This is a genomic window from Amycolatopsis sp. NPDC114503 (assembly GCF_055633655.1).
In genome coordinates this window covers 44,506-69,463 of the sequence record NZ_JBVKDT010000013.1, presented here as the reverse complement: position 1 = coordinate 69,463, position 24,958 = coordinate 44,506, and the positions used below count along the sequence as shown (strand labels likewise).

Genomic DNA, 24,958 nt, shown 5'->3' with positions numbered 1-24,958 from the left:
GAACACAGAAACTGGTTTGCGGGTGGTTGGTCTGGGCAATGGGAGTGAAGGACTTCGTGGGGGGAGGGCTTTCGGGCTTGCGGCCCCGGGTCACCCCCCCCCCCGCCACTCACGACTAAGCCTTGGCTTCGCACTCCGCGCACATCCCCCACCACGTGACCTCCGCCTGGTCCACCCGGAAACCGGGCACCGGCCCGGGTTCGAGGCACGGCGCGGCTCCGATCGCGCACGGCACGTCCTGGATCCGGCCGCAGCCGCGGCAGACCAGGTGGTGGTGGTTGTCGTGGGTTTCGAGTTCGAACCGCGCCGGCGAGCCCGCCGGTTCGAGCGGACGCAGCAGGCGGGCGCCGACGAGGTCGTCGAGCACGTTGTAAAGGCCCTGCCTGGACAACGCGCCGACGGCCCCGTCGGCGTCGAGCACCGTCGCGATCTCCGCGGCCGTGACGTGCGGGGTCCGCGCGACCGCGGCCAGCACCGCACGCCGCTGCGGCGTGTTGCGCAGGCCCTTGCCGCGCAGGCGCGCCCCGAACTCGTCCATGGCCCGGATGGTACCCCCAGACTTGACCGAATCAATTCTGGCGTGCAGTGGCTCACAGTCCGCAGAGTTGACCCGATCTTACATTTGACTGGATCAACTTTGCGGACTACAAAGGAAGCGTGCTCACGACCTCCGCACCCCTCCCGTCCAGCGCCGACGCCGGCACCCGGCTCCGGCGCGCCGGCCTGCGCGTGACGACCGCCCGGCAGGTCGTGCTGGAAGTGCTGGCCGAAAACCCGCACGTGACCGTCGCGGAGCTGCTGCCGCTGGTCCGCGAACGGCTGTCGATGGCGTCCACGAGGGGCGTCCACGACGTGCTGACCACCGGGGTCACCGCCGGTCTCGTCCACCGCTTCGACCACGTCGGCGTCGCCCAACGGTACGAGCTGTCCGGCTTCGACCACCGGCATCTGCTGTGCCGCCAATGCGGCCGGCTGGAAGCAATCGACGGCGCGCCAACGGAATCCGCCGAGGAAGCAGAGTCCGGCCTGTGCTCGCGGTGCGCCTCTGCCGAGTAAACCTCAGCGGAACGCGGCGACGTTGCGAGCCGCCCAATCGGCGAAGGAACGCGGCGGGCGGCCGAGGACCCGCTCGACGTCCGGGCTGATGCGCAACTCAGCCGGATTCGGCGAGCCGATGATGTCCAGCGTGTCGTCGGCGAGTTCGCCCGGCACGCTCTGAGTCATGAACGCCTTGGCCTCGGCCCGGGTCAGCTCGTGGAACCGCACCGGCTTGCCGAGCGCGGCAGCCAGCACCTCGGCTTGCTGACGCGGGGTGATCACCTCCGGCCCGGTCAGCTCGTACACGCCGCCGACGTGCCGGTCGTCCACCAGGCACGCGGCCGCGACCTCCCCGATGTCCGCGGGGTCGACGATCGGCACCCCGGTGTCGCCGAACGGCGCGGCGACAATTCCTTGCGTGCGAACGGATTCCGCCCAGCCCAGCGCGTTGGAGTCGAACCCGCCGGGCCGCAGGATGGCCCAGTCGAGGCCGGACTCCCGCAGCACGTCCTCCAGCTCGCGCATCGCGATCCGCGTCGTGCCGAACGGCCTGGTCGCCACACCCAACGACGACAGCAGCACGACCCGGCGGACCCCGGCGTCCGCGGCCTTCGCGATGAGGTCGGCCGGGTTGGCTCCGACGGCGTGCAAATCGCCGGACAGCAAGAGGAACAACGCTTTCGCGCCGGTCAGCGCGGGTTCGAGACTGGCCGGATCTGCCAGATCCGCCACGACATGGCGGACACCGTCCGGCACCTCCGCGGCCCGCCGCGACACCGCCGTCACCTGCTCGCCCGCGTCGACCAACGCCCGCACCAACGGCCTGCCGATGTTTCCGGTCGCCCCGGTCACCACAATCATGAATCGCTCCTTCGGTAGGCGACCGACGCTAGGCCGACCTGCTTACTCTTCGTAAGGACATACCTTTGGGTAAGCTCGATACGTGACAGGAAGCGCGCAGTTCACCCCGGCCGTCCCGCAGCCGCGCTATGAGGTGTTTCACACCGACTGCCCGGCGCGGGCGGTGATCGACCACGTGACCAGCCGGTGGGGAATCTGGATCCTCATCTCGTTGCGGGACAAGGAACTCCGGTTCTACGAACTGCGCGAGAGCATCCGGGGCATCAGCGAAAAGATGCTCGCCCAGTCCCTGCGCAGCCTGGTCGAGGACGGCCTCGTCTGGCGGCACGTCGAGCCGACCACGCCGCCTCAGGTCACCTACGGGCTCACCGAGTTCGGCCAGGAGGTCCGCGAACCGCTGGACGATCTTTTCGACCGGATCACCCAGCGGATGGGCCCGCGGTAGCCCATTCTCCCTGGTCAGGCCGGCCATTACCTCAGAGGTAATTTACATACAGACTGCATGTATGTATCTTCGCCAGCATGAACGCACACGAAGGACTCGGCACCGCCCGGCACGTCAACCTCCCCCAAGGCGAACTCCGGTACTTCGAACGCGGACGCGGCCGTCCGGTCGTGTTCGTGCACGGCGTGCTCACCAACGCCCTCCTGTGGCGGAAGGTCACCCCCGCTGTCGCGGACGCCGGATTCCGTTGCCTGGCACCGGATCTTCCGCTGGGCGCCCACTCGGTCCCGATGCGCTCGGACGCCGACCTCAGCGCCCCCGGCCTCGCCACCCTCCTCGGCGACTTCCTGACCGCGCTCGACCTGGAAGACGTCATCCTGGTCGCCAACGACACCGGCGGCGCCATCACGCAACTGCTGCTCGCGCGCTACCCGGAACGAGTCGGCCGGGTCGTGCTGACGCCGTCGGACAGCTTCGAATACTTCTTCCCGCCGATCTTCCAGCCCCTGCCGGCCATCGCCCGGGTCCCTGGCTCGATGGCCGTTCTCGGCCAACTGCTGCGAATCAAGGCGCTGTACCGATTGCCGCTGCTGTTCGGCTGGGTCACGAAGCGCCCGCTGCCGCCGGACATCGCGCAGGAGTACCTGGGAAAGCTGCGGAAATCCCCTGGCCTGCGAAGGGATTTGCGCAAGTTCCTGCGCACCGTCGACTCAAGCCACACCCTGGCCGCGGCCGAAAAGCTGCGCCAGTTCAAGCGTCCAGTGCTCCTGGTATGGCCGCCTGAGGAGAGGCTCTTCCCGATCAGCCTCGCGCACCGCCTCGCGGAGGTCTTGCCGGACGCGGAAATCGTCGAGGTGCCGGACTCGTACACCTTCGTCTCGGAGGATCAACCGGACGCTCTGGCCAGGCACATCACGCGCTTCGCCGCCGCCATGGCAGATTAGGTGCGTGCGACGTACCCAGCAAGAACGCTCCGACGCGACGCGAGCCGCACTGATCAAGGCCGCCCGCGACCTCTTCGGCGCGCGCGGCTACCACGACGTGCCCGCCGAAGAAATCACCCGCACGGCCGGCGTCACGCGGGGCGCGCTTTACCACCATTTCGGCGACAAGCAGGGCCTGTTCCGGGCCGTTGTCGAGGTGCTGGAACGGGAGTTGACCGCCGAGGTCTCGGAAGTCCTTGATTCCGCGCCGGACCCGCTTTCCGGGCTTTCGGGGGCACTGGGGGTGTTCCTGGACGCCTGCCTGCGCCCCGACGTCCGGCGGATCTCACTGACGGATGCCCCCGCCGTGCTGGGCTGGGATGCCTGGCGGGACCTTGAGGCCGAGTACGGCTTGGGGCTGGTCGCGGAAAACCTGGCGGCCGCGCGGGAGGCCGGGTTGATTGTGGACACGCCGGTGGATGCCTTGGCGCAACTGGTCTTGGCCGCGGTGATGGAAGCGGCGCGGATGATCGCGCACGCCGATGACCCGGGGCGGGTGCGGGGGGATGTGCAACAGGTGTTTTCGGGGTGGTTGAGCGGGTTGTTGCTTCCTAGGTGAGGAGTCTGGCTGTGTAGCCGCTCGCTATCAAGCTCTCGAGAGCTCGCTCAACCTGGCGCGGAACGTCTTGCGGTATCGAGAAACCTCGTTGGGCGTAGACGCTGATCCGTTGCGTGTCGCCGACTAGCATGTTGATGACCCGGTCCAAGTCGCCGATGCTTTGGATGTACTCGTCCAACGGCAGCGGCTGGGAGGCGCAGCGGACGGCTACCTCGGGCCACAGCTTTCTGCACGTCGCGTAGGCCCGTCGTTGTTGGTACGGGCGCGAGATCAGCATGACTGATTTGACCTCGATCCCCTGTGCTTCCAACAACTGCCTGCTTCGCTCGATGTTGTCTCCGGTGTTGCGGGCTGTTGGCTCGAGCAGGATCGCGTCGTCTGGAACGCCTAGCTCCAACGCGTGCTCCCGGTAGTGCACGGCTTCCCCTCGCGGGAATCGTTCTACGGTCGTCGGCGCGTTGGCTCCGGTGAAAACGATCCGCGGGAAGTATCCCCGCTGGTACAACTCCGCGGCGCAGGCAGCGACGCCGAGGTCGTGGCTGCCGAGCCCGATCCCGACGTCCGCGGGCCGGAGTTCGTGGTGCAGGTCGTGGTAGTCCCAGAGCGTTTGAACGTCGGCACGGAGATGGTCCGGCAGGGCGGTCGAGCGCTCGGGCATGCGAGGACTCCGAAGTCAGTCGGGGATCTTGAACGTATAGGACCAGGAGAACCGGCTCGCCGCGTGGACGCCTCGCGCGAACTCCACGACGCGGCCGTCCGCGGTGAAGGTGCGGCGCTGCAAGACCATGACGGGTTCGCCTGCGGGGAGTTCCAGCGTCGTCGACGAGGCGCCGCGACGGCGGACGTGCCAGCAGGAGGGCATGGACCATGGCGATCGATGCTGAGCCAGCGACGCTGCACGACGCGCACGCCTCCGCGACAACCCGGCGTCCAGCATCTAGCGCGACCCGTTCGACCTGGGCGGCTTTCCACCTCACGAACGCGTGGATGTATCGGACTGTCGCGGACTACGACCGCTGGCATCATCACGAGGCCCTGTACTGGGCTGGCTACGAAGAGCGTCAGGCCGCACGGTTCTCTCCGCCGCCCGAAGAGAGCAAGAGCGAACAGACCTAGTCCACATTAGACACCGGAACCCCGTTCAAAGCCGGATGGATTTCTTGTTCATAAACTCCTCAATCCCCGACGGCCCCAGCTCCCGCCCCATCCCCGAGCGCTTGATCCCGCCGAACGGCAAATCCGCCTGCGACCCGCCGGACTTGTTGAAATACACCATCCCCGCCTCCAACCGGTCCGCCGCTCGGCGCAACCGAACCGGATCCGTGCCGAACACCGCCGCCCCCAGACCGAACGGCGAGTCATTAGCGATCTCAATAGCGTGATCATCCGATTCCGCCCGGAACAAAATCGCCACCGGCCCGAAGATCTCCTCCCGGTAAGCGTCCATCTCCGGCGTGACATCAGTCAGGACAGTCGCTTCCAGATACGCACCCTCGCCGCGGCGGCCACCGGTTCGCAGCGTCGCGCCCTGCTCCACCGCGCGAGCCACCTGGCCAGCCACCTCGTCAGCAGCCGCAACGGAAGCCAGCGGAGGAAGCTTCGTAGCCGGGTCAGCCGGATCCCCCGGGACGTAATAGTCCGCGACCCGTTTGGTGAAACGGTCGACGAATTCCTCATAAAGGTCAGACTGGACAATAATCCGCTTAGGCGCATTACAGGACTGCCCGCAGTTCCGCATCCGCGCAGTCGCCACCGCCTGCACCGTTTCGTCCAAATCCACGGTGTCGAGCACCAGCAGCGGATCCGCGCCGCCCAGTTCCAACACGCATCGCTTCAGGTTCCGGCCCGCTTCGGCTGCCACCGAAATACCCGCCTGCTCACTGCCAGTCAGGGAAACGCCTTGGATGCGCGGGTCAGCAAGAATTGCCGGGACCTGGCGGCTGGACGCGAAGACGTTCACGTACGCATCGTCCGGAACGCCTGCTTCGTGCAGAATCGCCTCGATCGCCAGCGCGGAACGCGGGCAGATCGACGCGTGTTTGAGCAGGATCGTGTTCCCCAGCACCAGATTCGGCGCGACGAACCGGGCCACCTGGTAGCACGGGAAGTTCCACGGCATCACGCCCAGCAGCGCGCCGATCGGTTCCTTGCGGATGACCGCGGAGCCGCCGCGGATCGGGAGCGGTTCGTCGGCGATCAGGTCCGGGCCGCGCTCCGCGTAGTAGCGGAAGATGTCCACGACGATCCCCACCTCGCCGCGGCCCTCGTTGATGCGCTTGCCCATCTCCAAAGTCATGATGGCGGCCAGCTCGTCGGCACGCTGCGAGAACAGGTCCGCGGCGCGGGCGACGATCGCTGCTCGTTCCGCCACCGGACGGTCCCGCCAGCTGCGATATCCATTGCCAACACGCTCGATCGCCTCGAGAACCTCTGCGTCGCTGACGTTCTCGATTTCCTCGATCAGCTGGCCCGTGGCCGGGTCGGTCACCGTGTACATCGCGGTCTCCCTGCGGTCGGCATCCTCGACTACATCCTATTGCATACAGTATCCCGTGTATAGATAACGCAGGGTAGCTGATTCTTGACCGAGTGCGGGCGGTCGAGTATGGTCTAGACCACAAATCTCCCCATCCCCCCTCCGCCCGCGCACCACCCCACCGCGGGCTCGTCGGTCGTGCCGTGGCTCGTCCGGCCGCCCTCCGGCGCGGGAGCGGGCCCGGCTTCGAAGGAGCCACCATGCCCCGCAAACGCACGATGCTCGCCGCACTCGGCGGCGCGATACTCGCTCCGGTGCTGATGCTGATCGGTCCCGGCATCGCCAGCGCGCACGGCTACGTCAGCTCCCCGCCGAGCAGGCAGGCTCAATGCGCGGACGGAACGGTGTCCTGCGGCGACATCAAATGGGAACCGCAGAGCGTCGAGGGACCGAAGGGGCTGCACAGCTGCAGCGGCGGCGTCGACCGCTTCGCCGACCTCGACGACGACAGCAAGGGCTGGAAGGTCAGCCCGGTCGGCACCCAGGTCACCTTCAACTGGGTGTTCACCGCGCGGCACGCCACTTCCGACTACGAGTACTTCATCGGCGACACGATGGTCGCGAGCTTCGACGGCGGCGGCCAGGCACCCGGGGAAACCGTGTCGCACCAGGTCGACCTGAGCGGCTACACCGGACAGCAGAAGGTGCTCGCGGTGTGGAACATCGCCGACACCGGCAACGCGTTCTACGCCTGCATCGACTTGAACGTTTCCTGACCGCGTGAAAAGGCCGGGCAGCCAGACGAAATCTCCGTCCGGCTGCCCGGCTGTCAGGCGAATGCCTCAGCGACGGCGAGGCTGTCTTCGTAAACGTGATACCGCGTGATCAATCCGCCGCCGACCGTCAGGCACACCGCCAAGCTCGTCGCGAAACGCTTGCCGGTCAGTTTGACTGTCTGCGCACTAGTCCCGACGAGCACCGCGTCCGGACCGTCGATCATGATTCGGTCGACCCGGATTTCTTCGGGAGCACAAGCGCTTCCGAGCGTCCGGAAATGGTCCGCGACGTCTGCCCGGGAAGAGCGCGGCCGGATCCACGGCACCGCGGGATGTTCCGGTTCCGGCCAGCTCACCCGCCAGTCGACCGGTTCCGCGAAAAGCTCCGCGATCCGCTCCGGGTCGCCTTGCGCGACCCGGCGCACGAATTCGTCCGCCACCGCCCTGGCGTCCGGGAACGCGGGACGCGGCGGTTCGGCGAACTGGCAGTCGCGCAGGATACGGCCGTCCTCGCCAAGTTCGGCCACGACGAAGCCGGTCCAGGCGACCTCGCCGCCCGCTGCGGGGACCATGTAGGTACTGAACCGGACCATGCCGTGATGGCCCACCGCGTCTCCGGCGGAGCGGAACACGAATCCCGCCCCGCCAACGAATTCTTCGAAGGCCTCCCCGACCCGGCGCTCGAGAGCCTGATGGCCCCGGTACTCCGCGAACTCGATGAACTGCACCCCGCCCTCGGCCCATAACGAGGCAATCGCCGCGCGGCGGACGGACGGGTCGGATTCGTTCCACACTGCGACATACCGTTCGGCGAACTCGCCGACGTCAATCTCGTGATCCATGCCCGGACGCTAACCGCGCTCCACTGACATCCTGTGTCAGCGAAGCGGGGCCTCCGCGCTCTTCTTGCCGACCAGGAACCAGAGCATCGGCCCGAGGAACGGCGCGCAGAACGCGAAGATCACCCACACGAATTTCATCCCGAAGCTGAGCGGACTGCCGAGCACGCTCACCAGCGCGCCGAGGAACAGCAAGATCGGAAACGCCACCAGCGCCATGATCCCGGCGACGGCGGCGAAGTGCAGGCCTTGATGGACAGTGTCGGCCAGGACGGCGGTCATCGGAGGCTTCCTCTCTCACAGCGGGTCGGAACCCATTGTGCGAGCGGAACCGCCTGGCCCGGATCGGCTTGACGGCTCGATCCGGGTACCGCTTAAGTCGTACACGCGTCCACTGTGGACGTCAGGCTCCGAACAGTTCGAGCAGAGCCGCCGGTGCGTCAGCGCGGAAACAGCTGTCGAGACTTTGCGCCGACTCCGCCGCCGATTTCCTGCTGCGCGGGAACAACGCAGCCTCGTACTCGGCAAGCGCGCGTTCGACGTCGCCCGGATGCCGGGCGAGCGCGAGCCCCAACTCGGCACCGTCGAGCATGGCGAGGTTCGCGCCCTCTCCGGCAAACGGTGACATCAAGTGTGCGGCGTCGCCGACCAACGTGACGCCGGGCGTCCGCGTCCACGAATGTTCGACGGGGAGTGCGTGGATCAGCCTCGGGGTCAGATCGCCGTCGGCGTCCTCGACCAGGGAGCGGAGTTGGTCAGACCAGCCGTCGAAGTGACTCAGCACGGCAGCCTTGGCGGCGTCGCGATCAGTGAAGTCAATGGAGGCGGTCCAGGTTTCCGGGACGCGCACGGCGGCATAGACGTGCAGGCTGCCGTCCGGTTCGCGGTGTGCGAGAAAACCTTTGCCCTCGCCGAGCGCGAAACTCATGCCGCCGCCGAGGAGAGCTGCCGCTTCCGGGTGCCGGGTGTCGGCTTCGAGGAGGTCGATCTCGACGAAGGAGATCCCGGTGTAGGCCGGTTTCTCCGGCGAGACCAGCGGACGGATCCGCGACCAGGCGCCGTCGGCTCCGATGAGTACGTCCGTGGTGAGCGACGTGCCGTCGGCAAGGGTGAGGCGATGCCGCCCGCCAGGCAGCGGCTCGGCGGCGGTGACCTTCGTGCCCCAGCGGACGGTGCCTTCCGGCAGCGAGTTGAGGAGGAGGTCGCGCAGCGCGCCGCGGTCGATCTCGGGACGCTCGCCGCTGCCGTCGTCGGCTTCGGAGAACAGGAGGGCCGCGGTGCGGTCGTAGACGCGGGTTTCCTGGCCGCCGGAGTGGACCAGGGCGCGGAATTCGGCGTGCAGGCCGGCGGCGCGGAGGGCGACCTGGCCGGAGTCGTCGTGGATGTCGAGCATGCCGCCCTGTGCGCGGGCGGACGGGGATGCGTCGAGGTCGAGGACGGTGGCTTCGATGCCGTGGACGTGCAGGACGCGGGCGAGGCTGAGACCGCCGAGGCCGGCGCCGACGATGGTGATGGTCATGAGGTGCTCCGTTTCTTTCGGGGTGGCTGATCCGAGCATAACGAACATGTTCGTTACGAACAAGTTCGTTGCCGAGTGACGCCGGTCAACCCCCGTCCTGGTACTTGCGCCGAGCCGGGATGGTCAAGCCAAGGAAAGGCGGCGTGCCAGACCGTGCGGCGAATGCACAACGATTCACTAGGCAGCGCAACCTGATCGAGGTTCAGCCGTCGCTCGACTACCCGAGCCGACCAAGCGGTCACTCGATTGGTGGCGACCCAGATCACCTTATGGGGCCGGAACATTCGGGCGGCTCGCGCGTTGTACAGGGTGTCGGTACGGAGGTGCCCCCGGGCCTCACCTTCTGCCTTCCAGGAATACCGGTCCGGCCGGAGCCTGGTCGTGCCACTCGCCGCGAGGCGGCCCCCGTACCGGCGCACAAACCACCCGCTCCGCGCGACTGCTCCCCCCAGGCGCGGAACGGGATCCGGTGCTCCTGCTCCCGCCGGCCGGTAACCCCCAGCCGGTCCGGTCGGCGAGCGGGAGCACACCCCCGGCCGCGGGAATTTTCTTGTCCCGCAACGAGTTGTACTGAACAGCGGCAGAACCTAGCCGAGTCCGCCGGTCAGCCGTCGGCGCGCGGGGCCGGTCCAGGTGGGACTGTCCGCGCCGAAGACACCGATTTCTCCCAGCCACCCCGTCCGTTGCGGTATCTCCCCCAGTGCCCCGCGCGGACGGGGATCCCGCGCCCCCGCTCCGGCTCCCGCAAGCCGGACGCGCGGGGCGCTCAGACCACCTCGCTCGCCGCGCCACCCCCACGGTCGCGCGAGCGGGGACATGTGCCCGCCCGGCCGCCGGATCCCGACCGGACCGGCCGGGGCGGGCACCCCAGCAGGTCAGTCTCGTCGGCGGCAGGCCGCGTTGACGCAAGCGCCGTTGACTCCGGGTCCGTCGGCGGAAGCCCGTCGACGCAAGCCCATCGATGCAGGCCCCCGACGCAAGCACCGTTGGCGCAGGGTCCGTCAAATGCAAGCCCAGGCGGCACAAGCCCGTCGACAGCAGGTCCGTCGATGCAGGCCCCGTCTACGCCGGTTCCGTCGACGTAAACCCAGTCGGCGCAAGCCCGTCGATACAGGCCCTGCCGACGACGGGTCCGTCGATGCCGGGTCCACCGACGCAGCTCAGTCGATGCAGGCCAGCAGCTCAGTCCACGCTGGCCTGTCGACGCAGCTAAGCAGCTCAGTCGACGCAGGTCCATCGACACAAGCCAGTCGGTGCAGGTCCGTCCATGCAGGCCGGTCGCTGCAGCTCAGCAGCTCAGTCGACGCAGGTCCATCGACACAAGCCAGTCGGTGCAGGTCCGTCCATGCAGGCCGGTCGCTGCAGCTCAGCAGCTCAGTCGGCGCGGGCCCGTCGACGCAGGCCAGACGATGCCAGTCCCTCGACGCCAGTCCCGTCGACGCGGATCCGTCGATGCCAGTCTCGTCGACGCGGATCCGTCGATGCCGGGTCCATCGACGCAGCTCAGTCGATGCAGCCCAGACGACGCCGGTTTCGTCGACACAGCTCAGTCGATCCGGCTCACTCGATCCACTCGCGAGCATCCCGCAGCAACCCGAGCATCCCGGAGACCAGCCGCATCTGGTCCACCGTTCTGATGTCCGCCTCGAGCAGCTTCGGGGAGCACACCAGAACCGCGACGGACTGCGCGCGGGACAGAGCGACATTCAACCGGTTGCGGGACAACAAGAAATCAAGGCCTCGTGGCAAGTCTACCGCCGACGAGGACGTCATGGTCGTCACCACAACGGGTGCTTCTTGCCCTTGGAACCGATCCACCGTGCCGACTCGGACGTCGCCGAAACCGGCTTCGGAAAGGGCGCGCGTCACGACTCGCGCCTGCAAGTTATACGGGGCTACGACAAGGAAATCGGCGTCAGTGAGCGGCCGGCCCTCCCACGAACGACCGTGCAGCGACTTGATCACCGAGACCACTTCGTCGGCCTCCTCCACCGAACGCGTGGTATTCCCGCTGTGCTCGACCGTCGCCAGATAGAGACCCGACGGGAAGCCGTCGATCGAACGTTCCGCGGTGGGATGCGAGTGCAGCAAGCCGGCGTACGACAGGTTCGAGACCGGCGCGCACACGGCGGGGTGCATGCGGCGCGTCAGGTCGAGGAAATATCCCAGTTCCGGCGGGATGATGTCCGCGTCGCCGATCAGGTGCCCCAGCGCGGACGCCTCCGCGCCTGCCGGGTGCGTGCCCTGCACCACCTGCGGCAGCTGCTGCGGATCCCCCAGCAGCACCACGTTTTTCGCGCACATCGACACCGCCAGCGCGTCGGCGAGGGCGAATTGACCGGCTTCGTCGATCACCAGGACGTCGAAGGGCTCTTCGCGCACGGCGGCGTTGGCGAAGGTCCACGCCGTGCCGCCGACCAGGTGACCGGTGTCGTGTTCTTCACGCCAACGTACCAGCGCGTTGTTGTTTTTCGGTTGTTCCCAAGGCAATGACGGGTCCGGCGTCCGCTTCGCGCGCTTGGCACAGGCCATCTCCGGTGCGTTCTCCATGGCCGCCGAGAGCACGTTCTCGACCGCCTTGTGGCTGTTCGACGTGACGCCGACGGTCCGGCCCGAACGCACCAGATGCGCGATGAGTTTCCCGGCCAGGTAAGTCTTTCCGGCCCCGGGCGGGCCCTGGACGGCGAGCACGGAACCGTCCAGCTGGTCGACCGCGGTGATCACCGTGGCGACCAGGTCTTCCCCCGGTTCGGGCAAACCGCCGCGCAACCGGGGGATGCGGCGCAACAGGTCGACGCCGGGGTGTGACGACAGCGCGGGCAGGGTTTCCCCGACCAGCCGGGCAAGATCGGCTACCGCCTCGTCCTTCGGCGACGGACGGACGGGGCTGCCCGGCAGGACCGCCGCGGGAAGGTCGTTGGACGTCCGATCCGGGGCGCTGCTCTCCTCCAGGGTCACTTCGACGGCCGTCGCGGACACGACTTTCGCGTCGCGAGCATCGGCGCCGTAACGCAATCGCACGTCGTCGCCGGGCGCGAACGGATGCGGCCGGTCCGGGTCGCACCTCACGGCCAGCGTGCGTTTCGCGGTGCGCAGCCGGCCGGACGGCGGCACCCACTCGCCCGCGGTCACCGACACCGGGACCGCGCAGGTCGTGTCCACCTCAAGGTCGCCGAGCGGGGCGGCCAGCTGCCGGAAGAACTCCCACCACGCCGGGTTCGTCTCGCGCCGGTGGTAGCCGACGGACGCCGCCAGCAGCGCGCGGGCGTGGTCGTCGGGGGTGAAATCCGCGGGGTCCTCGGGAAGGCCGTCCAGGAGCGGGTCGACCAAAGCGGCCATCGCGGCGGCACGTTCGGCTCGGCGCTGGGCGGCTTCCTCTTCTTCGGTGCGGCGGAGAAGAGCGTCCACTTCGGACTCGGGGTCCGGCTCGGCCAGGTCGATTCCGGCTTCGGCGCGCACGCGGTGGAGGAATTCGTGCAGGCGCAAGGTGGAGAGGCAGTCGTACTCGTTGTAGTCCGCGATGCCGCGCAGGATTTCGTCGGCCTGCTCGGTATTTCCCGCGGACGAGAGCGTCAGGTAGTCCTCGTACGCCTCGATGCTCGACGCAGCCGTTTTAACCTCGCCGTCGCGGGCTTCCGGCATGTACAGTGGTTCTAAATACTTGATCGAATACGACCGCTGTCCTACCCGCAAAGCCTTGCGTACCACGGCATACAGGTCGATCATCGCGCCGCTGCGCAGCAGCTCGTCCACGGCTTCCTCCCGCGTGCCGTGGATGGCGGCGAGCCGCTTGATCGCCGTGACCTCGTACGGCGCGTAGTGGTAGACGTGCGCGTCGGGGTGTTCCGCGAGCCGTGCGGTGGCGAAGTCGATGAACTCCTCGAACGCTCGTTTCTCCTGCGCGCGCGAGTGTGCCCAGAACGGGGTGAAGCGCTCGTCCGGGGTGACCGCGCCGAAGAGGTACTCCAGGCCGGTGCCGGCCAGGGCGTATGGGTCGCCTTCCATGTCAAAGAAGACGTCGCCGGGGCTGGCTTCGGGCAGTTCGGCGAGCGCGTCCGGGGCGATGATTTCGTAGGCCAGCTCGCCGGTTTCGTCCTGGCGGACCTGGATCGCGGCCTGCGCGCGCAACGAGGCGAACGTGCCCTCGGACATGTCGCGCGGACGGTCGGCGGGTTCGGAGCCGGCGAGCGCGTCGATGGTGCCGAGCCCGGCAGTCACCAGCTTGCGCCGCTGCTCGCTGCGCATCCCGGCGACCAGGGACAGATCCCGGTCGGCCTCGCGCGCGGACGAACAGTGGTCGGCGAACGCGCATCCGGTGCACGCCGGACGCTCGTCGGCCCAAACCCGGTCCGGCAACTGCGGCGGACGGTCCTGCAACCGGTCGCGGAGCCGGTCCACGAGCGGGAGGAAGTCGTCGACGCGCAGGCTGCGCGTGCTGCCGTCACCCAGCAGCAGATGCATCTCCGGGCCGGCGGGCCAGCCGCCGCGGCGCAGAGCGTCGGCATACGCGGTGAGCTGCACGACCGCGGACGGCTTGGCGTGCCGGGCGAGCTTCGTGTCGTAAACCTCGTAGCGGCCCTGGTCGTCGCGCAGGAGGAAATCGGCGCGGCCGGAGAACTCGCCGTCGTGGAACACCGCCTGGTAGACCACCGGAGCGCCCGCGCGCAACGCTTCCTCGGTGGCCTTCGCCGCGACGACCGGATCGTGCTCCTCGATCTCGACGACCTGCGTCCGCTCGCTGCGCAACCGGCTGAGCGTGGCCGCCTCGTGCGCGCGCCCGTGCTTCACCGCCAGCCGATCGGGTGCGGAACTGGGCCTCGGCGCGCCGGGTATCCCCGCCGCCAGTGCCTGCTTGAGGATGCTCCGGTGCTCGCATTCGAGCAGGTCAGCGAGATCAGACGGCGTGTACATCGCCCGGCAGTCTGTCACGCGCGGTGGCGGGCCCTGGCGAGGCGGGGTGGCGACACGCCGCCCGGAATTGTCGGTGGTGGATGGGATGATCTTGGGGTGGTGGGGAAGCGGGAGTCGAGGAGGGTGGAGGTGGGTGCTGGAGCGGAGGTTGCGGGGAGGTGAGAGGGGTTGGTGGTGCGGTTGGTCTGAGGTGGAGCGGTTGGTCTGAGACGGTGCGGTTCGCTTGACGTGACGCGGTTGACCCGGCATGGCACGGGCGGCCCGGCATGGCGCGGTTCGCCCGAGGCAGTGCAGTTCGCCTGACGTGGAGCAGTTGGCCTGGCATGGCGCGGTCGGCCTGAGACAGTGCAGTTCGCCTGACGTGGAGCAGTTGGCCCGGCATGGCACGGGTGGCCCGGCATGGCACGAGGCCTGGGGCGGTGCTATTCGCCTGACGTGACGCAGTTGGCCTGGCATGGCTCGGTTGGCCCGAGGCAGTGCAGTTCGCCTGACGTGGAGCGGTTGCGTGGCATGGCGCGGTCGGCCTCAGGCGGTGCCGTTGACCTGGCATGGCGCGGAGCGGTTGGTCGGAGGTGGCTTTCGGTCGGAGTCTGTGCTGAGCGGGTCTTGGTGATCTGCGAGCTGGCGGGGTTGCCGGTCATGTCGGTCGGCGAGGTGTGCACCGCCTCGGTGATCTCGGCAGGCGGCGCGCGATTCGCTCGGCCAGCGCGGGTCCCGGTGCGAAGTCGTGGCACGCGCAGGGTCGTGGCGTTGTCGAGCACCTCGTTCCGCGAGGTGCGCGCCACCCCGGCGGCCACAGCAAGCAGGGGCGGCGCGCCATCCCGCTACGGCCTCGGGCGGTTGAGCAATCGCTCGAGCCACGACTCGCGCGCCGCGATGCATGCTTCGGCCAGCGCGGATTGTGGTGCTAGGTCGTGGAAGCCGTGGAATGCGCCGCCCCAGACGTGGAGTTCGGCGTCGCCTCCGGATGCCCAGATCGAGGTGGCGAAGGCTACGTCCTCGTCTCGGAAGACCTCCGCCGCGCCGACGTCGATGAAGGTTGGCGGGAGGCCGCTCAGGTCGGTTGCTCGGGCGGCTGCGGCGTAGGGCGAGACGGCGGCGGTACCGCGGTGCTCGCCTAGGACTGCGGTCCACGCGGTCAGGTTGCTGGTCCGGTCCCAGACGCCAATGCCGTCGTACTGGTGAGACGACACCGTCTCGTTGCGGTCGTCGATCATCGGGCATTGCAGCAGCAGGCCGAGCAGCGTCGGACCGTTGCGATCGCGTGCCAGCAGCGCAATTCCGGCAGCTAGCCCTCCTCCGCCGCTGCCGCCGAACATCACCAGGCGGTCGGGGGCGAAGCGTAGGGCGTCGGAGTTGGCGGCCATCCATCGCAAACCCGCGTAGCAGTCCTCGACGGGTATGGGGTCGGGATGCTCCGGAGCCAGTCGATACTCGACGGTGGCTGCGACTGCGTCGTACTTCAGCACCCAGTCGATCAGCGGACCAGCCGCGGCGAAGCGGTCTCCCATGACCATTCCGCCGCCGTGGAGGTGGTAGATGCCGACGCCCGGGGCCTCGTGGTCCACCTGCGAAAGGACAGAGACTTCGATCTCCGCGCCGCCGTAACCGGGGATCGTGTGGTGCGTGCAGCGGACCGGGCGGTCGCCGATTTGTTCTTCGATGGTGGGGAAAGGGAGGTTTCGGTAGTGCTGCAGTTGGTCAGCTGTCATGCCGACCGGTACGCCGCCGTCGAGTGTCGGCAGGACTGCGGCTAGTTCTGGATCGAAGGGTGGACGCGGCATTTCCTGCGTCATGAGTGCTCCTGGGCATCATCGATCCCCTCGGCGCGACCGGCGCACGACTGAGCGCACGCGGCACGGCGCGCGAGGAGGAGGTTGGTGGGAAAGACCTACTGCCAGGGCACGCGTCGGCCAGTACGCCGCCGAGAACCCGGCGGCTAGCCTCTGTCCACCTCGATGAGCATGCCGCGAGTTTACCCGACTGCAGGGGCATCCAGTGCCGATTTTTCGCGGACCGCGCTCGAAGCCGCTGCCGGGCAACGACTTTGAGCGAACTCCGGCCGGGACAAGTCTCGACAGGTGCAGAATGGGCGGTCGTGACGGTCGTCCTCTCCATACCCCGAACCGAGTCCGCGAAAGCCTTGCAGCTGCGGCCGTGGCGACTGGAGGATCGGCAGGCGCTGGTCGTCGCGCACCGCGACCCGCTGTTGCGTCGGTGGTTGGCCACTTCTCTCGCCGATGACGGCGATGCCCGGTGGTGGCTGGACGCACAAGCTTCCGGTTGGGAATCCGCAACGCAGTTCAGCTTCGCGGTGGTGGCCGAAGACGACACGCCGCTCGGGCACGTCGTCGTGAAGGTCAGGGATGCGGGGACAGCCGAGGTCGGCTACTGGATTGCTGCTCAGGCCCGAGGTCGAGGCATCGCTGCCCGCGCGTTGGAAACTACGTCGCAGTGGGCGCTCGGCACGCAGCGGATCGTCCCGTTGAGTCGTCTGGACTTGCTCCATGCCGAGGACAACCTGGCGTCCTGTCGGGTCGCGGAGAAGTGCGGCTACGTCCTCGACGAACTCTTGCCGCCCGCACCGCCGGAATTTCCGGCCCGCGGGCATCGGCACGTCCGGACTTCGGGAGGCTGACTGCCAGCCGCAGGCAACGAGCACGCAGTACGTCCGTCGGCCGAACAACCCGAGCGGAGGCGGGCTCCTTGATGGACGGCGCGGTCTCGTGGCCGCCTGTCCCCGCGTTCGAACTCGTTTCGGCGATCCTCGCTTCGCTCTTAGCCGCGTGCCTCCAGCCAGGCGACGACAGCCCGGACGAAGCCGTCGACGCTCGACAAAGGTTTTCCGGCGAAGACCGCGTGCAGGTGCTCGACGCCGATCGGGTCGTTCCAGGCTCGGGCGCGTCGGAAGGTTTCCTTGTCGGCGGCTGCGCGGAGGACGTCCCAGCCGTGCCAGGTCGCGACTAGTGCTGCGTCGATGGCTGGGTCCGCCAACGTCGCCAGGTCCCAGTCGAGGACGCCGGTCAGTTTGCCGTTCGTGTCGAAGTGGACGTTGCTGCCGCCGAGGTCGCCGTGGACGAGTCTGGCGGGGGTCTCTTCTAGGACCAGCAGTGTGTCCAAGCGTTGCTGGACTCCGGGCTGCCACCTTTCCGGCAGGCGTGGGATGACCTCGTGCAAGATTTCTGCCCAGCCCAGGCCGTTGGCATATCTGCGCGGCCGGTGGAGGACGGCTTCGAGCTCCGGTGAGATCTCAACCTCGCGCAATGCCGTCAACAGTGGGCCGAACACCGCTGGGTCGCCGACGCCTTCCGGCAGGCCCTCGCCGTCGATCCAGGAGACCGCGACGGCTGCGCGGTCTCCGAACGTCGTCACTGGGGTCAGCGGCTCTGGCACGGCGAAAGGCAGGCCGGCCGCTGCGACGGCGCCGAGGATCTTGGCTCGGCGAGGGAGCTCGGCTGCGGCGTCGGGGCGTTTGCTGATCCGTACGGCTGCGATACCGGGCAGCAGCACGACGTGGTGCATGTTTCCCTGGGCGGCTAGGCGGGCGGAGCTGACTGCGGTGCCGGGGACGAGTGCTTCGGCGATTTCCAGCAGGTCGGCGGGGACCGGTTGACGCATTCCGCGAGTTTGCCGGACGTGGCCGCGCCGCGGCCACGCCGCACCGTCGCGAAGATGCCTCGGTGCCGCGGAGGTGCTTCATCGTCGCGAAGGCACCTTCACCTCGCGGACGTGCCTCATCGTCACGAAGATGCCTAACGCGGAGGTGCCTGAGCCCCCGCGAAGACGCCTCACCGCCGCGGAGGCAAGGGCACCACGTCCAGGTCCCGGGCCACGTGGATCTCCCCGTCGAATACCTTCGCGGCTTCGTCGCGGAACCGGTCCGCCTCCTCGTACGGGTAGCGCTGCGAGAAGTGCGTCAGCAGCAGCTCCCGGGCACCCGACTCCGCGGCGAGCCGACCGGCGTCGGTGCTGGTCAGGTGGCCGTAGCGGTAGGCCAAGTCGGCGTCGTCGGCGCGGAAGGTCGATTCGGCGATCAGCAGGTCCGCCTCTTGCGCGCAGGCGAACGCACCCGCGCACAGGCGCGTGTCCATCACGAACGCGACCACCTGGCCCCGACGCGGCACACTCACGTCCTCCAGTCGGACCACGCCGTCCTCTGTCATGTACACCCCGTCGGCCTGGAGTTTTCGTACCGCAGGGCCTTGGACGCCTGCTGCGGCGAGTGCGTCCGGCAGCATCCGGATCCCGTCCGGCTCGGTGTAGCGGTAGCCGAAGCAGTCGATGCGGTGTTCCAGCGGGTACGCCGACAGAGCACCACCGAGCGGGCCCGGCGCGGAGATCGGCAGCGGGACCAGTTCGGCGCGTTCGTGGAACGACGTCGAGTGCCTCAACCGGTCGAAGTACTCCTGGCCGGACGCTGGGTAATGGCAGCGCACGGGATGCGCGACGCCGTCCAGCGACAGCCGTTGGATGATGCCGGCGAGGCCGAGGCTGTGGTCGCCGTGGAAGTGGGTCACGCAGAGGTGCGTGAGTTCGCTCGCCGTCGCACCGGCGTACATCATCTGCCGCTGGGTGCCTTCGCCCGGATCGAAGAGGACGCCGTCGGTGTCGAAGCGCAGCAGGTAGCCGTTGTGGTTGCGGTGCCGGGTCGGCGTCTGGCTCGCCGAGCCGAGCACCACTAGCTCGCGTCGGGACATGACGATCATCTTCGCGTCACGCCTGGGCCCGACGCCACCGAAATGAACTCCGCGGAAACAGCGGCGGCCGTCCGGGAGGAATTCCCCGGACGGCCGCGCGCCGCGAACAATTGCCGTTCGAATTCGTTCGATCACTTTCCGCGAATTCGATCTTCACCCGGCTTCCGGAATTGCCAGTGTTTCCCGATACCAGTTCCGGGCTTGCGCCAAACGGACGCCGAGACCCGGTCCCGGGGAGACCCCAGTGAGATCCCAGACCTTTTCGCTGGCATACCAATGGTCACGGGTGAGCAGCGACCGCTGGTGCTCGCTGAGCCACGGCGTGCGCGCCCGGTGCTCGGCAAGCGACCGGTCGCGGCTGGGAATGGGCAGGTCAAGCACGGCGCAGACCGCTTCGAGCAGCTCGCGCATCCGCACCGGCTCCGGGTCGGCCACGTGGAACACCTCGCCGGGCCGGCCCAGTGCCGGGTCCAGCGCGAACGCGCTGAGCACAGCAGCGAGATCCCACGACGAGACCACTGATGTCCGGGACCTGCCGCCCTCGGCCCAAGCCGGCACCGCACGCAGCCACTTCACCAGCGTCGGGACCACGTGCCGGTCGCCGTCGCCGTACACCAGGTGCGGCCGCAGAACGATCCCGCCCGCCGCGCGGACGTGCTGTTCCCCGGCCAGCCTGGTGCGGCTGGTGGCCGAGGCGGGCCCGAGGTCGAGCGTGTTCTCGGGCGCGCCTCGATGCTCGCCGTCGCGGTAGACCGCGCAGGTGCTCAGGTACACGATCCGGCGCGTGCCCGCACGCCGCGCTTCCGCGAGGAGCCGGGCCGTGCCGTGATCGTTGACCTGCGCGCATTCCTCTTCGGTGCCGCCGATCCGGGACGCGGCGTGCACGAGCGTCGCGACGCCCGTGCACGCCCCGGCCAGCCCGGCGGCGTCGGCGAGGTCGCCTCGGTGGATCCGCGCGCCGGATCGCGTGATCCACTCCGGCACCTCGCCGCGCGCCAGCACCCGCACCGCGGCGCCGCGGGCGAGCAACGCCCGCAGCACCGCCGAGCCGATGAACCCGGTCGCTCCGGTGAGGAGGATTTCCCCGGTCGTACTGTCCGCCCCCAGGCCGGCAGTCATGACCTTTGCATCGCCAGGGTGCCGCTCGCCACGGGACGGCCCTTCTGCTCCGCGACCACTCGCACCAGGCGGGACCCGTCCGCGTCGACGCCGATCTCTTCCGCCGTCAGCAGGCATTCCGAGTCGAACTCGACGTAGACGGAGAAGTCGAAGTCCGTGCGCAACGGCAGCGCGTACGGGTCTCCGAGCGTCAGCAACGCCGCCTGGCGCGCGCCTTCCAGCAGCACCATGCCCGGGACGTGGTCCACCGAGTGGTCGAACAGGACCGCGTGGTCCGGGTCGAACTGCAGGGACCAGGTGCCGGGCGTCGCGGTCTCGGCGACAAGCACGTCTTCCTCGCGTTCCCGGCCGACGAGCACCGGTTCCACAGTGGGCAACGTGATGGCTTGGAACGGCGTCGCCGCGAAGTGGTCGCCGCGCAGCCGGCGGTAGACCGCCGGGGACACGCAGCGAATGGTCTCCGCGGCGGTGCCGATCAGCTCCCCGTCGCGGAAGCAGCCGAACTCGAACCGCATGCCGCCGACGTTGTTGCCCCGGCGGATCACGTCCTGCACGCTCGCCCGCAGCACCACGTCGATCGGCTTGCCCGCGGTGACCAGCCCTTCGGGGGTGATAGAGCTGGTCTTGCGGCCGCCGACGAACACTGTGCCGAGCGAGACGCCGTACGCGCGATGCGCGACCAGCATGATCGCCTGGCGGAACGTTTCCAGGTACAGCATGGGATCGTGCGATCCCGGAGTGCGCGGGCCGAAGAACCCGTGCCGGCGCGGCCACTGCGCGCCGACCTCGAACCGGTCCTCGGCCACGATGTTCAGATCAGTGACGAAAACTTCCGAGACGGCCGCGCGGTGCACGAGATTGCGCGGGATCGTCTGCTGGAAGTCGACCGGGCTTCCGCCCGGCGAACTTTCGCCGTTGATGATGAAGGTTCTTCCGACAGACTCCTCTAACAACATACCGACCATGTCGGTCCTCCCAGAAAAAAGTACTTCCCCAGTACCCCCACAACATTTTTAGCGGAAAAGGGCAGACAAAACCATACCTACCTACCGGTTTTTTTCTCTGGCTCCGCGGGCCGCGCGGAGGTAGACTGGAGTGTCAGCGTGGCCCGGAGCGGGCCCGCAATCCCCCGAGAGGAGTCACAGTGGCTCGCCAGGAACGCGCGCAGCAGACCCGCAATGCCATCCTCGACGCCGCCGCGTCCAGGTTCGACGCGGTCGGCTTCCTTGGCGCGAGCCTGTCGGACATCCTCGCCGAGGCCGGGGTCACCAAGGGCGCACTGTACTTCCACTTCAAGTCCAAGGAAGAACTCGCGGACGCGCTGATCAACGAACAGTTCACCGTGTGGGACCCGCTGGCCGACATCGAGAGCCCCGGGATGCAGACGGTCATCGACCTCACCCAGAACATGGGGCACAGCCTGCGCAAAGACGTGCGCGTGCGCGCCAGCATCCGGCTGGTCATCGAGCAGGGCTCGTTCGTCACGCCCGCCGCGGGCGCGTACAAGCAGTGGACCGACACGATTCACGGCTGCCTGCTCGCCGCGAAGGCCGCGGGCGACGTGCGAAAAGACGTCAACGCGCACGATCTCGCGCAGTACGTGGTCGCGTCGTTCACCGGGAGCCAGCTCAGCTCGCAGGTGCTGACCGGGCGGACGGATCTGCACGAGCGGGTCACGTTCATGTGGCAGACGATCCTGAACGCGGTCGTCCCGCCCCGGCGGCTGCACAAGTTCGATCCGGCTGGGACCTTTCCCGGCGACGCCTAGTTAGATCCGGAGGCGCGGGTTAAAACCGGGCGGTCGGTTTGTGGGGCTGAATTTTCTGCGGCGCAGTGGCGGTGCGGCTCGGGGATCGAGCCGGTTGAGCAATCGTTCAGGTGCCGTCGTTTCGGTCGCGAGCGGCGGTCGGTGGCCGCCCAAGTGCCAGTCATCCCGGCCGCAGGCGGCAGTCGCTCGAGCGCCGGTCACCTCGGCCACAGGCAACAGTTGCTCAAGCGCCGGTCACCTCGGCCACAGATGACTGTCGGCCGTCGGCAGCCGCTCAGACGCCGGTCACCTTGGCCGCAAGCAGCTGTCGGCAGCCGCTCAGACGCCGGTCACCTTGGCCGCAAGCAGCTGTCGGCAGCCGCTCAGACGCCGGTCGCCCCGGCCGCAAGCGTCGGCCAGCAGTCGCCCAAGTGCCAGTCGCCCCGGCCGCAGGCCGCAGGCGGCAGGCGGCAGTCTCTCAAGCGCCGGTCACCTCGGCCGCAGACGGCTGTCGGCCGTCGGCAGCCGCTCAGGTACCGGTCACCTCGGCCGCAGACGGCGGACGGCACCGGCTGCCGCTCAGGTGCCAGTCGCCTCAGCGGCAGTCGAATCCGCCGGTTGCGCCGCCTCGATCACTCGCCACAGCTCGGAAAGCGTGCTCGCCAGGTCCGTGCCGGCCGGGATCGTCCCGCTCGCCGCCGCCGATTCCAGGCCCACGCAGGTCACCACGACCAGCAGCGCCGCCATGTCCGGGCGGACGTGCGGGCTCATCTCCCCCGCCCCGTGCGCGGCGGCGATGTGCGCGCGCACCTGGCCGAGCCACGCGCGGACGAAGGCGACGAACCGCGGGTCGTTCGAGCCCATTTCTCGGGCGAGCCGGAAGCTCGCGCCTACCTTCGCGTCTTCGGCGAGCCAACCCATCAGCGCCCGGCTCAGGTCGGCCAGCCTGCGCAGATGCGGACGGCGCCCGCGCGCCTGCGCGACGTGCCGGTGCAGGACCGCGACGGCCGCCGATTGCACCTCGTCGCAGATCTCGTCCTTCGACGAGAAGTGGAAGTACAGGCCGCCCTTGGTCACGCCCGCTTCGCGCGCGATGTCCACCATGCTCGTGGCCGCGTAGCCGTCGCGGTGCAGCAGCGCCGCGGCGGCGTCCAGCAGCAGGAGCCGGGTGAGCTCCGCACGAGCCTGTTTTGTCACCGTCTTCCCCATCGTCTCGCGCCGGGAACGGGCACGGTGTGCGTCCCGGCCGCTCAATAATGACATACCGACCGCCCGGTTTACCAGAGAGGACGGCCGATTACGTGGCTGTCGCCGCTCAGTGAAGATCAAAACAGACCAACCTCCCGGTTTTGTCTTGAAAACCGACCTCCCGGTTTGCTATGGTCCAGCAGTGGACCCGGCTCGGACCGGCAGGCAGCGGCGCTGGGGGCGCCGCCGGGCGGGTCCGGCGCGAGAGACACCGGAGGGCAGTCATGCTGAACTACGAAATTCTCGGACAGATCAGAGTGAGCGGCCGGCCCGGCGTCTGCGCTCCGCGGGCCCGCAAGATCGAGACCCTGCTGTCCGTGCTGCTGGCCAAGAACAACCAGGTCGTGACCGCCGAGCATCTGATCGGCGAGATCTGGGGCGAACATCCGCCCGCGAGGGCGAGCGCGGCACTGTACGTGTATGTGTCGCAGTTGCGGAAACTGTTGCGCGGCAACGGCGAAAGTGCGGAAGACAGCCCTGTCGTCACCAGTCCGCGGGGGTATTCGCTGCACGTCGGGATCGATGAGCTTGATGCTGACCGGTTCACCCGGCTCTATGAGCAGGGGCGCGCGTTGCACTGGGATCGTGGCTATGGTCAGGCTGCGAAGGTGTTGCGGGAGGCCACTAATCTGTGGCGCGGGTTGGCGTTCGGGGGGTTCACTGATTCGCCTGATGTTCAGGCGTATGCGACCTTGCTCGAGGAGAGCCGGCTTGGGTGTCTTGAGCTGTTGATGGAGACCGAGCTGTTGATCGGGCGGCATCGCGAAGTGGTGGGGCAGCTGTCCGCGCTCGCGAAGGAACATACGCTTCGGGAGACGTTCACCGAGTATTTGATGACTGCGCTGGCTCGGTCCAATCGGCGGGCCGAGGCGTTGGAGACGTTCGCTTCGGCGCGGCAGAATTTGGTGCAGCAGTTGGGGATCGAGCCGGGGAGCTCGTTGCGGAAGCTGCATCACAGCATCCTTGTCGGGGAGATGTCCGACGCTGTTTGAGCTTGATCGTGGGGGTTTGGCCCGGTCTCCGTTGCGACGGAGGCCGGGTCTTTTTTTGTGTGCGGCAGCGGGCAGGGGAAAAGCCGTGAGGGGAACCCTGAGGGAGTCAGATTCCCTCTGGGTTCCCCTCACGACACCCCTCAGCTGCGGTAGACCGAGACTACGAAACCGCCGCACGTAACAGGTTCTCCGTACCAGCCGCCCCAGCGGCTGTCCAAAGCCAGGCCTGCCAGTTCGGCCATCAGATCCAGCTCTGCGGGCCAGACGTAGCGCAGCGGGAGCGACGCATCGGTCAGGTGCACGATCTGCCGCACGTCGTCTACCGCGCGCACGCGGGCGTCTGCGGTCCAGCACGCCGGATCTGGGTGGCGGCCCTGCACCACCAGTGCGCCTCCGGGGCGCAGGAGGCGGCTGTAGCGGCCGATCGCGCGCAGCTGGTCTCGTTGGTCCGGCAGGCGGGACAGCACGTCCGCGCCCAGGTAGCCGGCGTCGAAGCGCGGGCCGGGTTCCAGGTGGACTTCGTAGCCTTCTCCGGCCAGTGCGTCCGCGACCGGGCCGCCGCCGGGGACCAGGATCCGGCCGGAGCCGTGGGACCTGGACACGCGGTCGGCGACTTCGGAGAGGAACGCGACCGCGCCCGCCGGGTCGTCCGCCAGCGGGGCCAGCCACGCGGCCACGGGATCGACCGGCTTTTCCATCACCCGGGTCGGCATTGTCGCCACCTCACTTCACGCAGTGGTCCTCTCTA

General features: G+C 68.3%; 25 protein-coding genes. 9 read left to right on the top strand and 16 right to left on the bottom strand.

Annotation, left to right across the window (positions count from 1 at the left end; translation table 11 throughout):
• Positions 1-115: 115 nt before the first annotated feature.
• Positions 116-538 carry a Fur family transcriptional regulator gene (locus ACZ7OI_RS39360; RefSeq protein ID WP_470269213.1) on the bottom strand — a complete coding sequence of 141 codons (423 nt, stop codon included), beginning with the start codon at positions 536-538 and terminating at the stop codon, positions 116-118.
• Between the two features lie 119 nt (positions 539-657).
• On the opposite strand from ACZ7OI_RS39360, the gene ACZ7OI_RS39355 reads away from it, so the two are divergent.
• Positions 658-1,056, top strand: a complete 399-nt coding sequence (locus tag ACZ7OI_RS39355) for a Fur family transcriptional regulator (protein WP_470269212.1) — start codon at positions 658-660, stop codon at positions 1,054-1,056.
• 3 nt (positions 1,057-1,059) lie between these two features.
• On the opposite strand, the gene ACZ7OI_RS39350 is transcribed toward ACZ7OI_RS39355, so the two are convergent.
• Complete coding sequence (locus tag ACZ7OI_RS39350) at positions 1,060-1,899, bottom strand: SDR family oxidoreductase (RefSeq protein WP_470269211.1); 840 nt, start codon at positions 1,897-1,899, stop codon at positions 1,060-1,062.
• Between the two features lie 82 nt (positions 1,900-1,981).
• Here ACZ7OI_RS39350 and ACZ7OI_RS39345 point away from each other — a divergent pair, with 82 nt between their 5' ends.
• The 3 genes from ACZ7OI_RS39345 (at position 1,982) to ACZ7OI_RS39335 (ending at position 3,886) form a co-directional block, all read left to right on the top strand.
• Positions 1,982-2,344, top strand: coding sequence for a winged helix-turn-helix transcriptional regulator (locus ACZ7OI_RS39345; RefSeq protein WP_470269210.1), 363 nt, complete (start codon positions 1,982-1,984; stop codon positions 2,342-2,344).
• A gap of 77 nt (positions 2,345-2,421) precedes the next feature.
• Positions 2,422-3,288 carry an alpha/beta fold hydrolase gene (locus ACZ7OI_RS39340; protein ID WP_470269209.1) on the top strand — a complete coding sequence of 289 codons (867 nt, stop codon included), beginning with the start codon at positions 2,422-2,424 and terminating at the stop codon, positions 3,286-3,288.
• A gap of 4 nt (positions 3,289-3,292) precedes the next feature.
• Positions 3,293-3,886 carry a TetR/AcrR family transcriptional regulator gene (locus ACZ7OI_RS39335; RefSeq protein WP_470269208.1) on the top strand — a complete coding sequence of 198 codons (594 nt, stop codon included), beginning with the start codon at positions 3,293-3,295 and terminating at the stop codon, positions 3,884-3,886.
• Here the strand turns inward: ACZ7OI_RS39335 and ACZ7OI_RS39330 are convergent.
• Positions 3,879-4,544, bottom strand: a complete 666-nt coding sequence (locus ACZ7OI_RS39330; RefSeq protein ID WP_470269207.1) for a YdcF family protein — start codon at positions 4,542-4,544, stop codon at positions 3,879-3,881. The two genes, ACZ7OI_RS39335 and ACZ7OI_RS39330, sit on opposite strands and share 8 nt — an antisense overlap.
• 15 nt (positions 4,545-4,559) lie before the next feature.
• A complete protein-coding gene (locus tag ACZ7OI_RS39325) occupies positions 4,560-4,748 on the bottom strand; it encodes a UTRA domain-containing protein (RefSeq protein WP_470269206.1) in 189 nt (62 codons plus the stop codon).
• Positions 4,749-4,753: 5 nt separating this feature from the next.
• Here ACZ7OI_RS39325 and ACZ7OI_RS39320 point away from each other — a divergent pair, with 5 nt between their 5' ends.
• Positions 4,754-5,002 (top strand): AMED_5909 family protein, encoded by a 249-nt coding sequence (locus ACZ7OI_RS39320; protein WP_470269205.1) that lies wholly within the window; start codon positions 4,754-4,756, stop codon positions 5,000-5,002.
• Positions 5,003-5,027: 25 nt separating this feature from the next.
• On the opposite strand, the gene ACZ7OI_RS39315 is transcribed toward ACZ7OI_RS39320, so the two are convergent.
• Entirely contained in the window at positions 5,028-6,383 is a 1,356-nt protein-coding gene (locus ACZ7OI_RS39315; RefSeq protein ID WP_470269204.1) for an NAD-dependent succinate-semialdehyde dehydrogenase, read from the bottom strand.
• A 239-nt stretch (positions 6,384-6,622) separates the two neighbouring features.
• On the opposite strand from ACZ7OI_RS39315, the gene ACZ7OI_RS39310 reads away from it, so the two are divergent.
• Positions 6,623-7,138, top strand: coding sequence for a lytic polysaccharide monooxygenase auxiliary activity family 9 protein (locus tag ACZ7OI_RS39310; protein ID WP_470269203.1), 516 nt, complete (start codon positions 6,623-6,625; stop codon positions 7,136-7,138).
• 53 nt (positions 7,139-7,191) lie between these two features.
• Here ACZ7OI_RS39310 and ACZ7OI_RS39305 read toward each other — a convergent pair whose 3' ends face one another.
• The 5 genes from ACZ7OI_RS39305 to ACZ7OI_RS39285 form a co-directional block, all read right to left on the bottom strand.
• On the bottom strand, positions 7,192-7,980 hold the full coding sequence (locus ACZ7OI_RS39305) for a nuclear transport factor 2 family protein (protein ID WP_470269202.1): 789 nt from the start codon (positions 7,978-7,980) through the stop codon (positions 7,192-7,194).
• Positions 7,981-8,016: 36 nt separating this feature from the next.
• The gene (locus ACZ7OI_RS39300) at positions 8,017-8,259 is read right to left on the bottom strand and encodes a PLD nuclease N-terminal domain-containing protein (protein WP_470269201.1); all 243 of its coding nucleotides are present in this window, start codon (positions 8,257-8,259) and stop codon (positions 8,017-8,019) included.
• 121 nt (positions 8,260-8,380) lie between these two features.
• The gene (locus ACZ7OI_RS39295; RefSeq protein WP_470269200.1) at positions 8,381-9,496 is read right to left on the bottom strand and encodes an FAD-dependent oxidoreductase; all 1,116 of its coding nucleotides are present in this window, start codon (positions 9,494-9,496) and stop codon (positions 8,381-8,383) included.
• A 1,560-nt stretch (positions 9,497-11,056) separates the two neighbouring features.
• Positions 11,057-14,407, bottom strand: coding sequence for a TM0106 family RecB-like putative nuclease (locus ACZ7OI_RS39290; protein WP_470269199.1), 3,351 nt, complete (start codon positions 14,405-14,407; stop codon positions 11,057-11,059).
• A gap of 824 nt (positions 14,408-15,231) precedes the next feature.
• Positions 15,232-16,203, bottom strand: a complete 972-nt coding sequence (locus ACZ7OI_RS39285) for an alpha/beta hydrolase (protein ID WP_470269198.1) — start codon at positions 16,201-16,203, stop codon at positions 15,232-15,234.
• Positions 16,204-16,505: 302 nt separating this feature from the next.
• On the opposite strand from ACZ7OI_RS39285, the gene ACZ7OI_RS39280 reads away from it, so the two are divergent.
• Positions 16,506-17,045 (top strand): GNAT family N-acetyltransferase, encoded by a 540-nt coding sequence (locus ACZ7OI_RS39280; RefSeq protein ID WP_470269197.1) that lies wholly within the window; start codon positions 16,506-16,508, stop codon positions 17,043-17,045.
• Positions 17,046-17,185: 140 nt separating this feature from the next.
• On the opposite strand, the gene ACZ7OI_RS39275 is transcribed toward ACZ7OI_RS39280, so the two are convergent.
• The 4 genes from ACZ7OI_RS39275 to ACZ7OI_RS39260 all read right to left on the bottom strand — a co-directional run bounded on the left by ACZ7OI_RS39275 (position 17,186) and on the right by ACZ7OI_RS39260 (position 21,188).
• Complete coding sequence (locus ACZ7OI_RS39275; protein WP_470269196.1) at positions 17,186-18,025, bottom strand: phosphotransferase family protein; 840 nt, start codon at positions 18,023-18,025, stop codon at positions 17,186-17,188.
• Between the two features lie 170 nt (positions 18,026-18,195).
• The gene (locus tag ACZ7OI_RS39270; protein ID WP_470269195.1) at positions 18,196-19,104 is read right to left on the bottom strand and encodes a ribonuclease Z; all 909 of its coding nucleotides are present in this window, start codon (positions 19,102-19,104) and stop codon (positions 18,196-18,198) included.
• A 153-nt stretch (positions 19,105-19,257) separates the two neighbouring features.
• Entirely contained in the window at positions 19,258-20,223 is a 966-nt protein-coding gene (locus ACZ7OI_RS39265; RefSeq protein ID WP_470269194.1) for an NAD-dependent epimerase/dehydratase family protein, read from the bottom strand.
• Positions 20,220-21,188 carry a ScbA/BarX family gamma-butyrolactone biosynthesis protein gene (locus ACZ7OI_RS39260; protein WP_470269193.1) on the bottom strand — a complete coding sequence of 323 codons (969 nt, stop codon included), beginning with the start codon at positions 21,186-21,188 and terminating at the stop codon, positions 20,220-20,222. The genes ACZ7OI_RS39265 and ACZ7OI_RS39260 overlap by 4 nt, the downstream gene beginning before the upstream one ends.
• Before the next feature lie 179 nt (positions 21,189-21,367).
• On the opposite strand from ACZ7OI_RS39260, the gene ACZ7OI_RS39255 reads away from it, so the two are divergent.
• The gene (locus ACZ7OI_RS39255; RefSeq protein ID WP_470269192.1) at positions 21,368-21,991 is read left to right on the top strand and encodes a ScbR family autoregulator-binding transcription factor; all 624 of its coding nucleotides are present in this window, start codon (positions 21,368-21,370) and stop codon (positions 21,989-21,991) included.
• A 558-nt stretch (positions 21,992-22,549) separates the two neighbouring features.
• Here the strand turns inward: ACZ7OI_RS39255 and ACZ7OI_RS39250 are convergent.
• A complete protein-coding gene (locus ACZ7OI_RS39250) occupies positions 22,550-23,167 on the bottom strand; it encodes a ScbR family autoregulator-binding transcription factor (RefSeq protein ID WP_470269191.1) in 618 nt (205 codons plus the stop codon).
• A gap of 275 nt (positions 23,168-23,442) precedes the next feature.
• Between ACZ7OI_RS39250 and ACZ7OI_RS39245 the strand changes: the two genes are divergently transcribed.
• Positions 23,443-24,210, top strand: a complete 768-nt coding sequence (locus tag ACZ7OI_RS39245) for an AfsR/SARP family transcriptional regulator (RefSeq protein WP_470269190.1) — start codon at positions 23,443-23,445, stop codon at positions 24,208-24,210.
• A gap of 140 nt (positions 24,211-24,350) precedes the next feature.
• Here ACZ7OI_RS39245 and ACZ7OI_RS39240 read toward each other — a convergent pair whose 3' ends face one another.
• A complete protein-coding gene (locus ACZ7OI_RS39240) occupies positions 24,351-24,923 on the bottom strand; it encodes a hypothetical protein (RefSeq protein ID WP_470269189.1) in 573 nt (190 codons plus the stop codon).
• Between the last annotated feature and the right edge of the window lie 35 nt (positions 24,924-24,958).

Bases quoted from the DNA above. Each gene is read 5' to 3' on its own strand.
- ACZ7OI_RS39350 (WP_470269211.1), bottom strand. From the start codon at position 1,899: ATGATTGTGGTGACCGGGGCGACCGGAAACATCGGCAGGCCGTTGGTG.
- ACZ7OI_RS39325 (WP_470269206.1), bottom strand. From the start codon at position 4,748: ATGCCCTCCTGCTGGCACGTCCGCCGTCGCGGCGCCTCGTCGACGACG.
- ACZ7OI_RS39300 (WP_470269201.1), bottom strand. From the start codon at position 8,259: ATGACCGCCGTCCTGGCCGACACTGTCCATCAAGGCCTGCACTTCGCC.
- ACZ7OI_RS39245 (WP_470269190.1), top strand. From the start codon at position 23,443: ATGCTGAACTACGAAATTCTCGGACAGATCAGAGTGAGCGGCCGGCCC.
- ACZ7OI_RS39275 (WP_470269196.1), bottom strand. From the start codon at position 18,025: ATGCGTCAACCGGTCCCCGCCGACCTGCTGGAAATCGCCGAAGCACTC.
- ACZ7OI_RS39260 (WP_470269193.1), bottom strand. From the start codon at position 21,188: ATGGTCGGTATGTTGTTAGAGGAGTCTGTCGGAAGAACCTTCATCATC.
- ACZ7OI_RS39265 (WP_470269194.1), bottom strand. From the start codon at position 20,223: ATGACTGCCGGCCTGGGGGCGGACAGTACGACCGGGGAAATCCTCCTC.
- ACZ7OI_RS39305 (WP_470269202.1), bottom strand. From the start codon at position 7,980: ATGGATCACGAGATTGACGTCGGCGAGTTCGCCGAACGGTATGTCGCA.
- ACZ7OI_RS39340 (WP_470269209.1), top strand. From the start codon at position 2,422: ATGAACGCACACGAAGGACTCGGCACCGCCCGGCACGTCAACCTCCCC.
- ACZ7OI_RS39290 (WP_470269199.1), bottom strand. From the start codon at position 14,407: ATGTACACGCCGTCTGATCTCGCTGACCTGCTCGAATGCGAGCACCGG.
- ACZ7OI_RS39285 (WP_470269198.1), bottom strand. From the start codon at position 16,203: ATGACGCAGGAAATGCCGCGTCCACCCTTCGATCCAGAACTAGCCGCA.
- ACZ7OI_RS39360 (WP_470269213.1), bottom strand. From the start codon at position 538: ATGGACGAGTTCGGGGCGCGCCTGCGCGGCAAGGGCCTGCGCAACACG.
- ACZ7OI_RS39240 (WP_470269189.1), bottom strand. From the start codon at position 24,923: ATGCCGACCCGGGTGATGGAAAAGCCGGTCGATCCCGTGGCCGCGTGG.
- ACZ7OI_RS39315 (WP_470269204.1), bottom strand. From the start codon at position 6,383: ATGTACACGGTGACCGACCCGGCCACGGGCCAGCTGATCGAGGAAATC.
- ACZ7OI_RS39320 (WP_470269205.1), top strand. From the start codon at position 4,754: ATGGCGATCGATGCTGAGCCAGCGACGCTGCACGACGCGCACGCCTCC.
- ACZ7OI_RS39295 (WP_470269200.1), bottom strand. From the start codon at position 9,496: ATGACCATCACCATCGTCGGCGCCGGCCTCGGCGGTCTCAGCCTCGCC.
- ACZ7OI_RS39310 (WP_470269203.1), top strand. From the start codon at position 6,623: ATGCCCCGCAAACGCACGATGCTCGCCGCACTCGGCGGCGCGATACTC.
- ACZ7OI_RS39330 (WP_470269207.1), bottom strand. From the start codon at position 4,544: ATGCCCGAGCGCTCGACCGCCCTGCCGGACCATCTCCGTGCCGACGTT.
- ACZ7OI_RS39270 (WP_470269195.1), bottom strand. From the start codon at position 19,104: ATGTCCCGACGCGAGCTAGTGGTGCTCGGCTCGGCGAGCCAGACGCCG.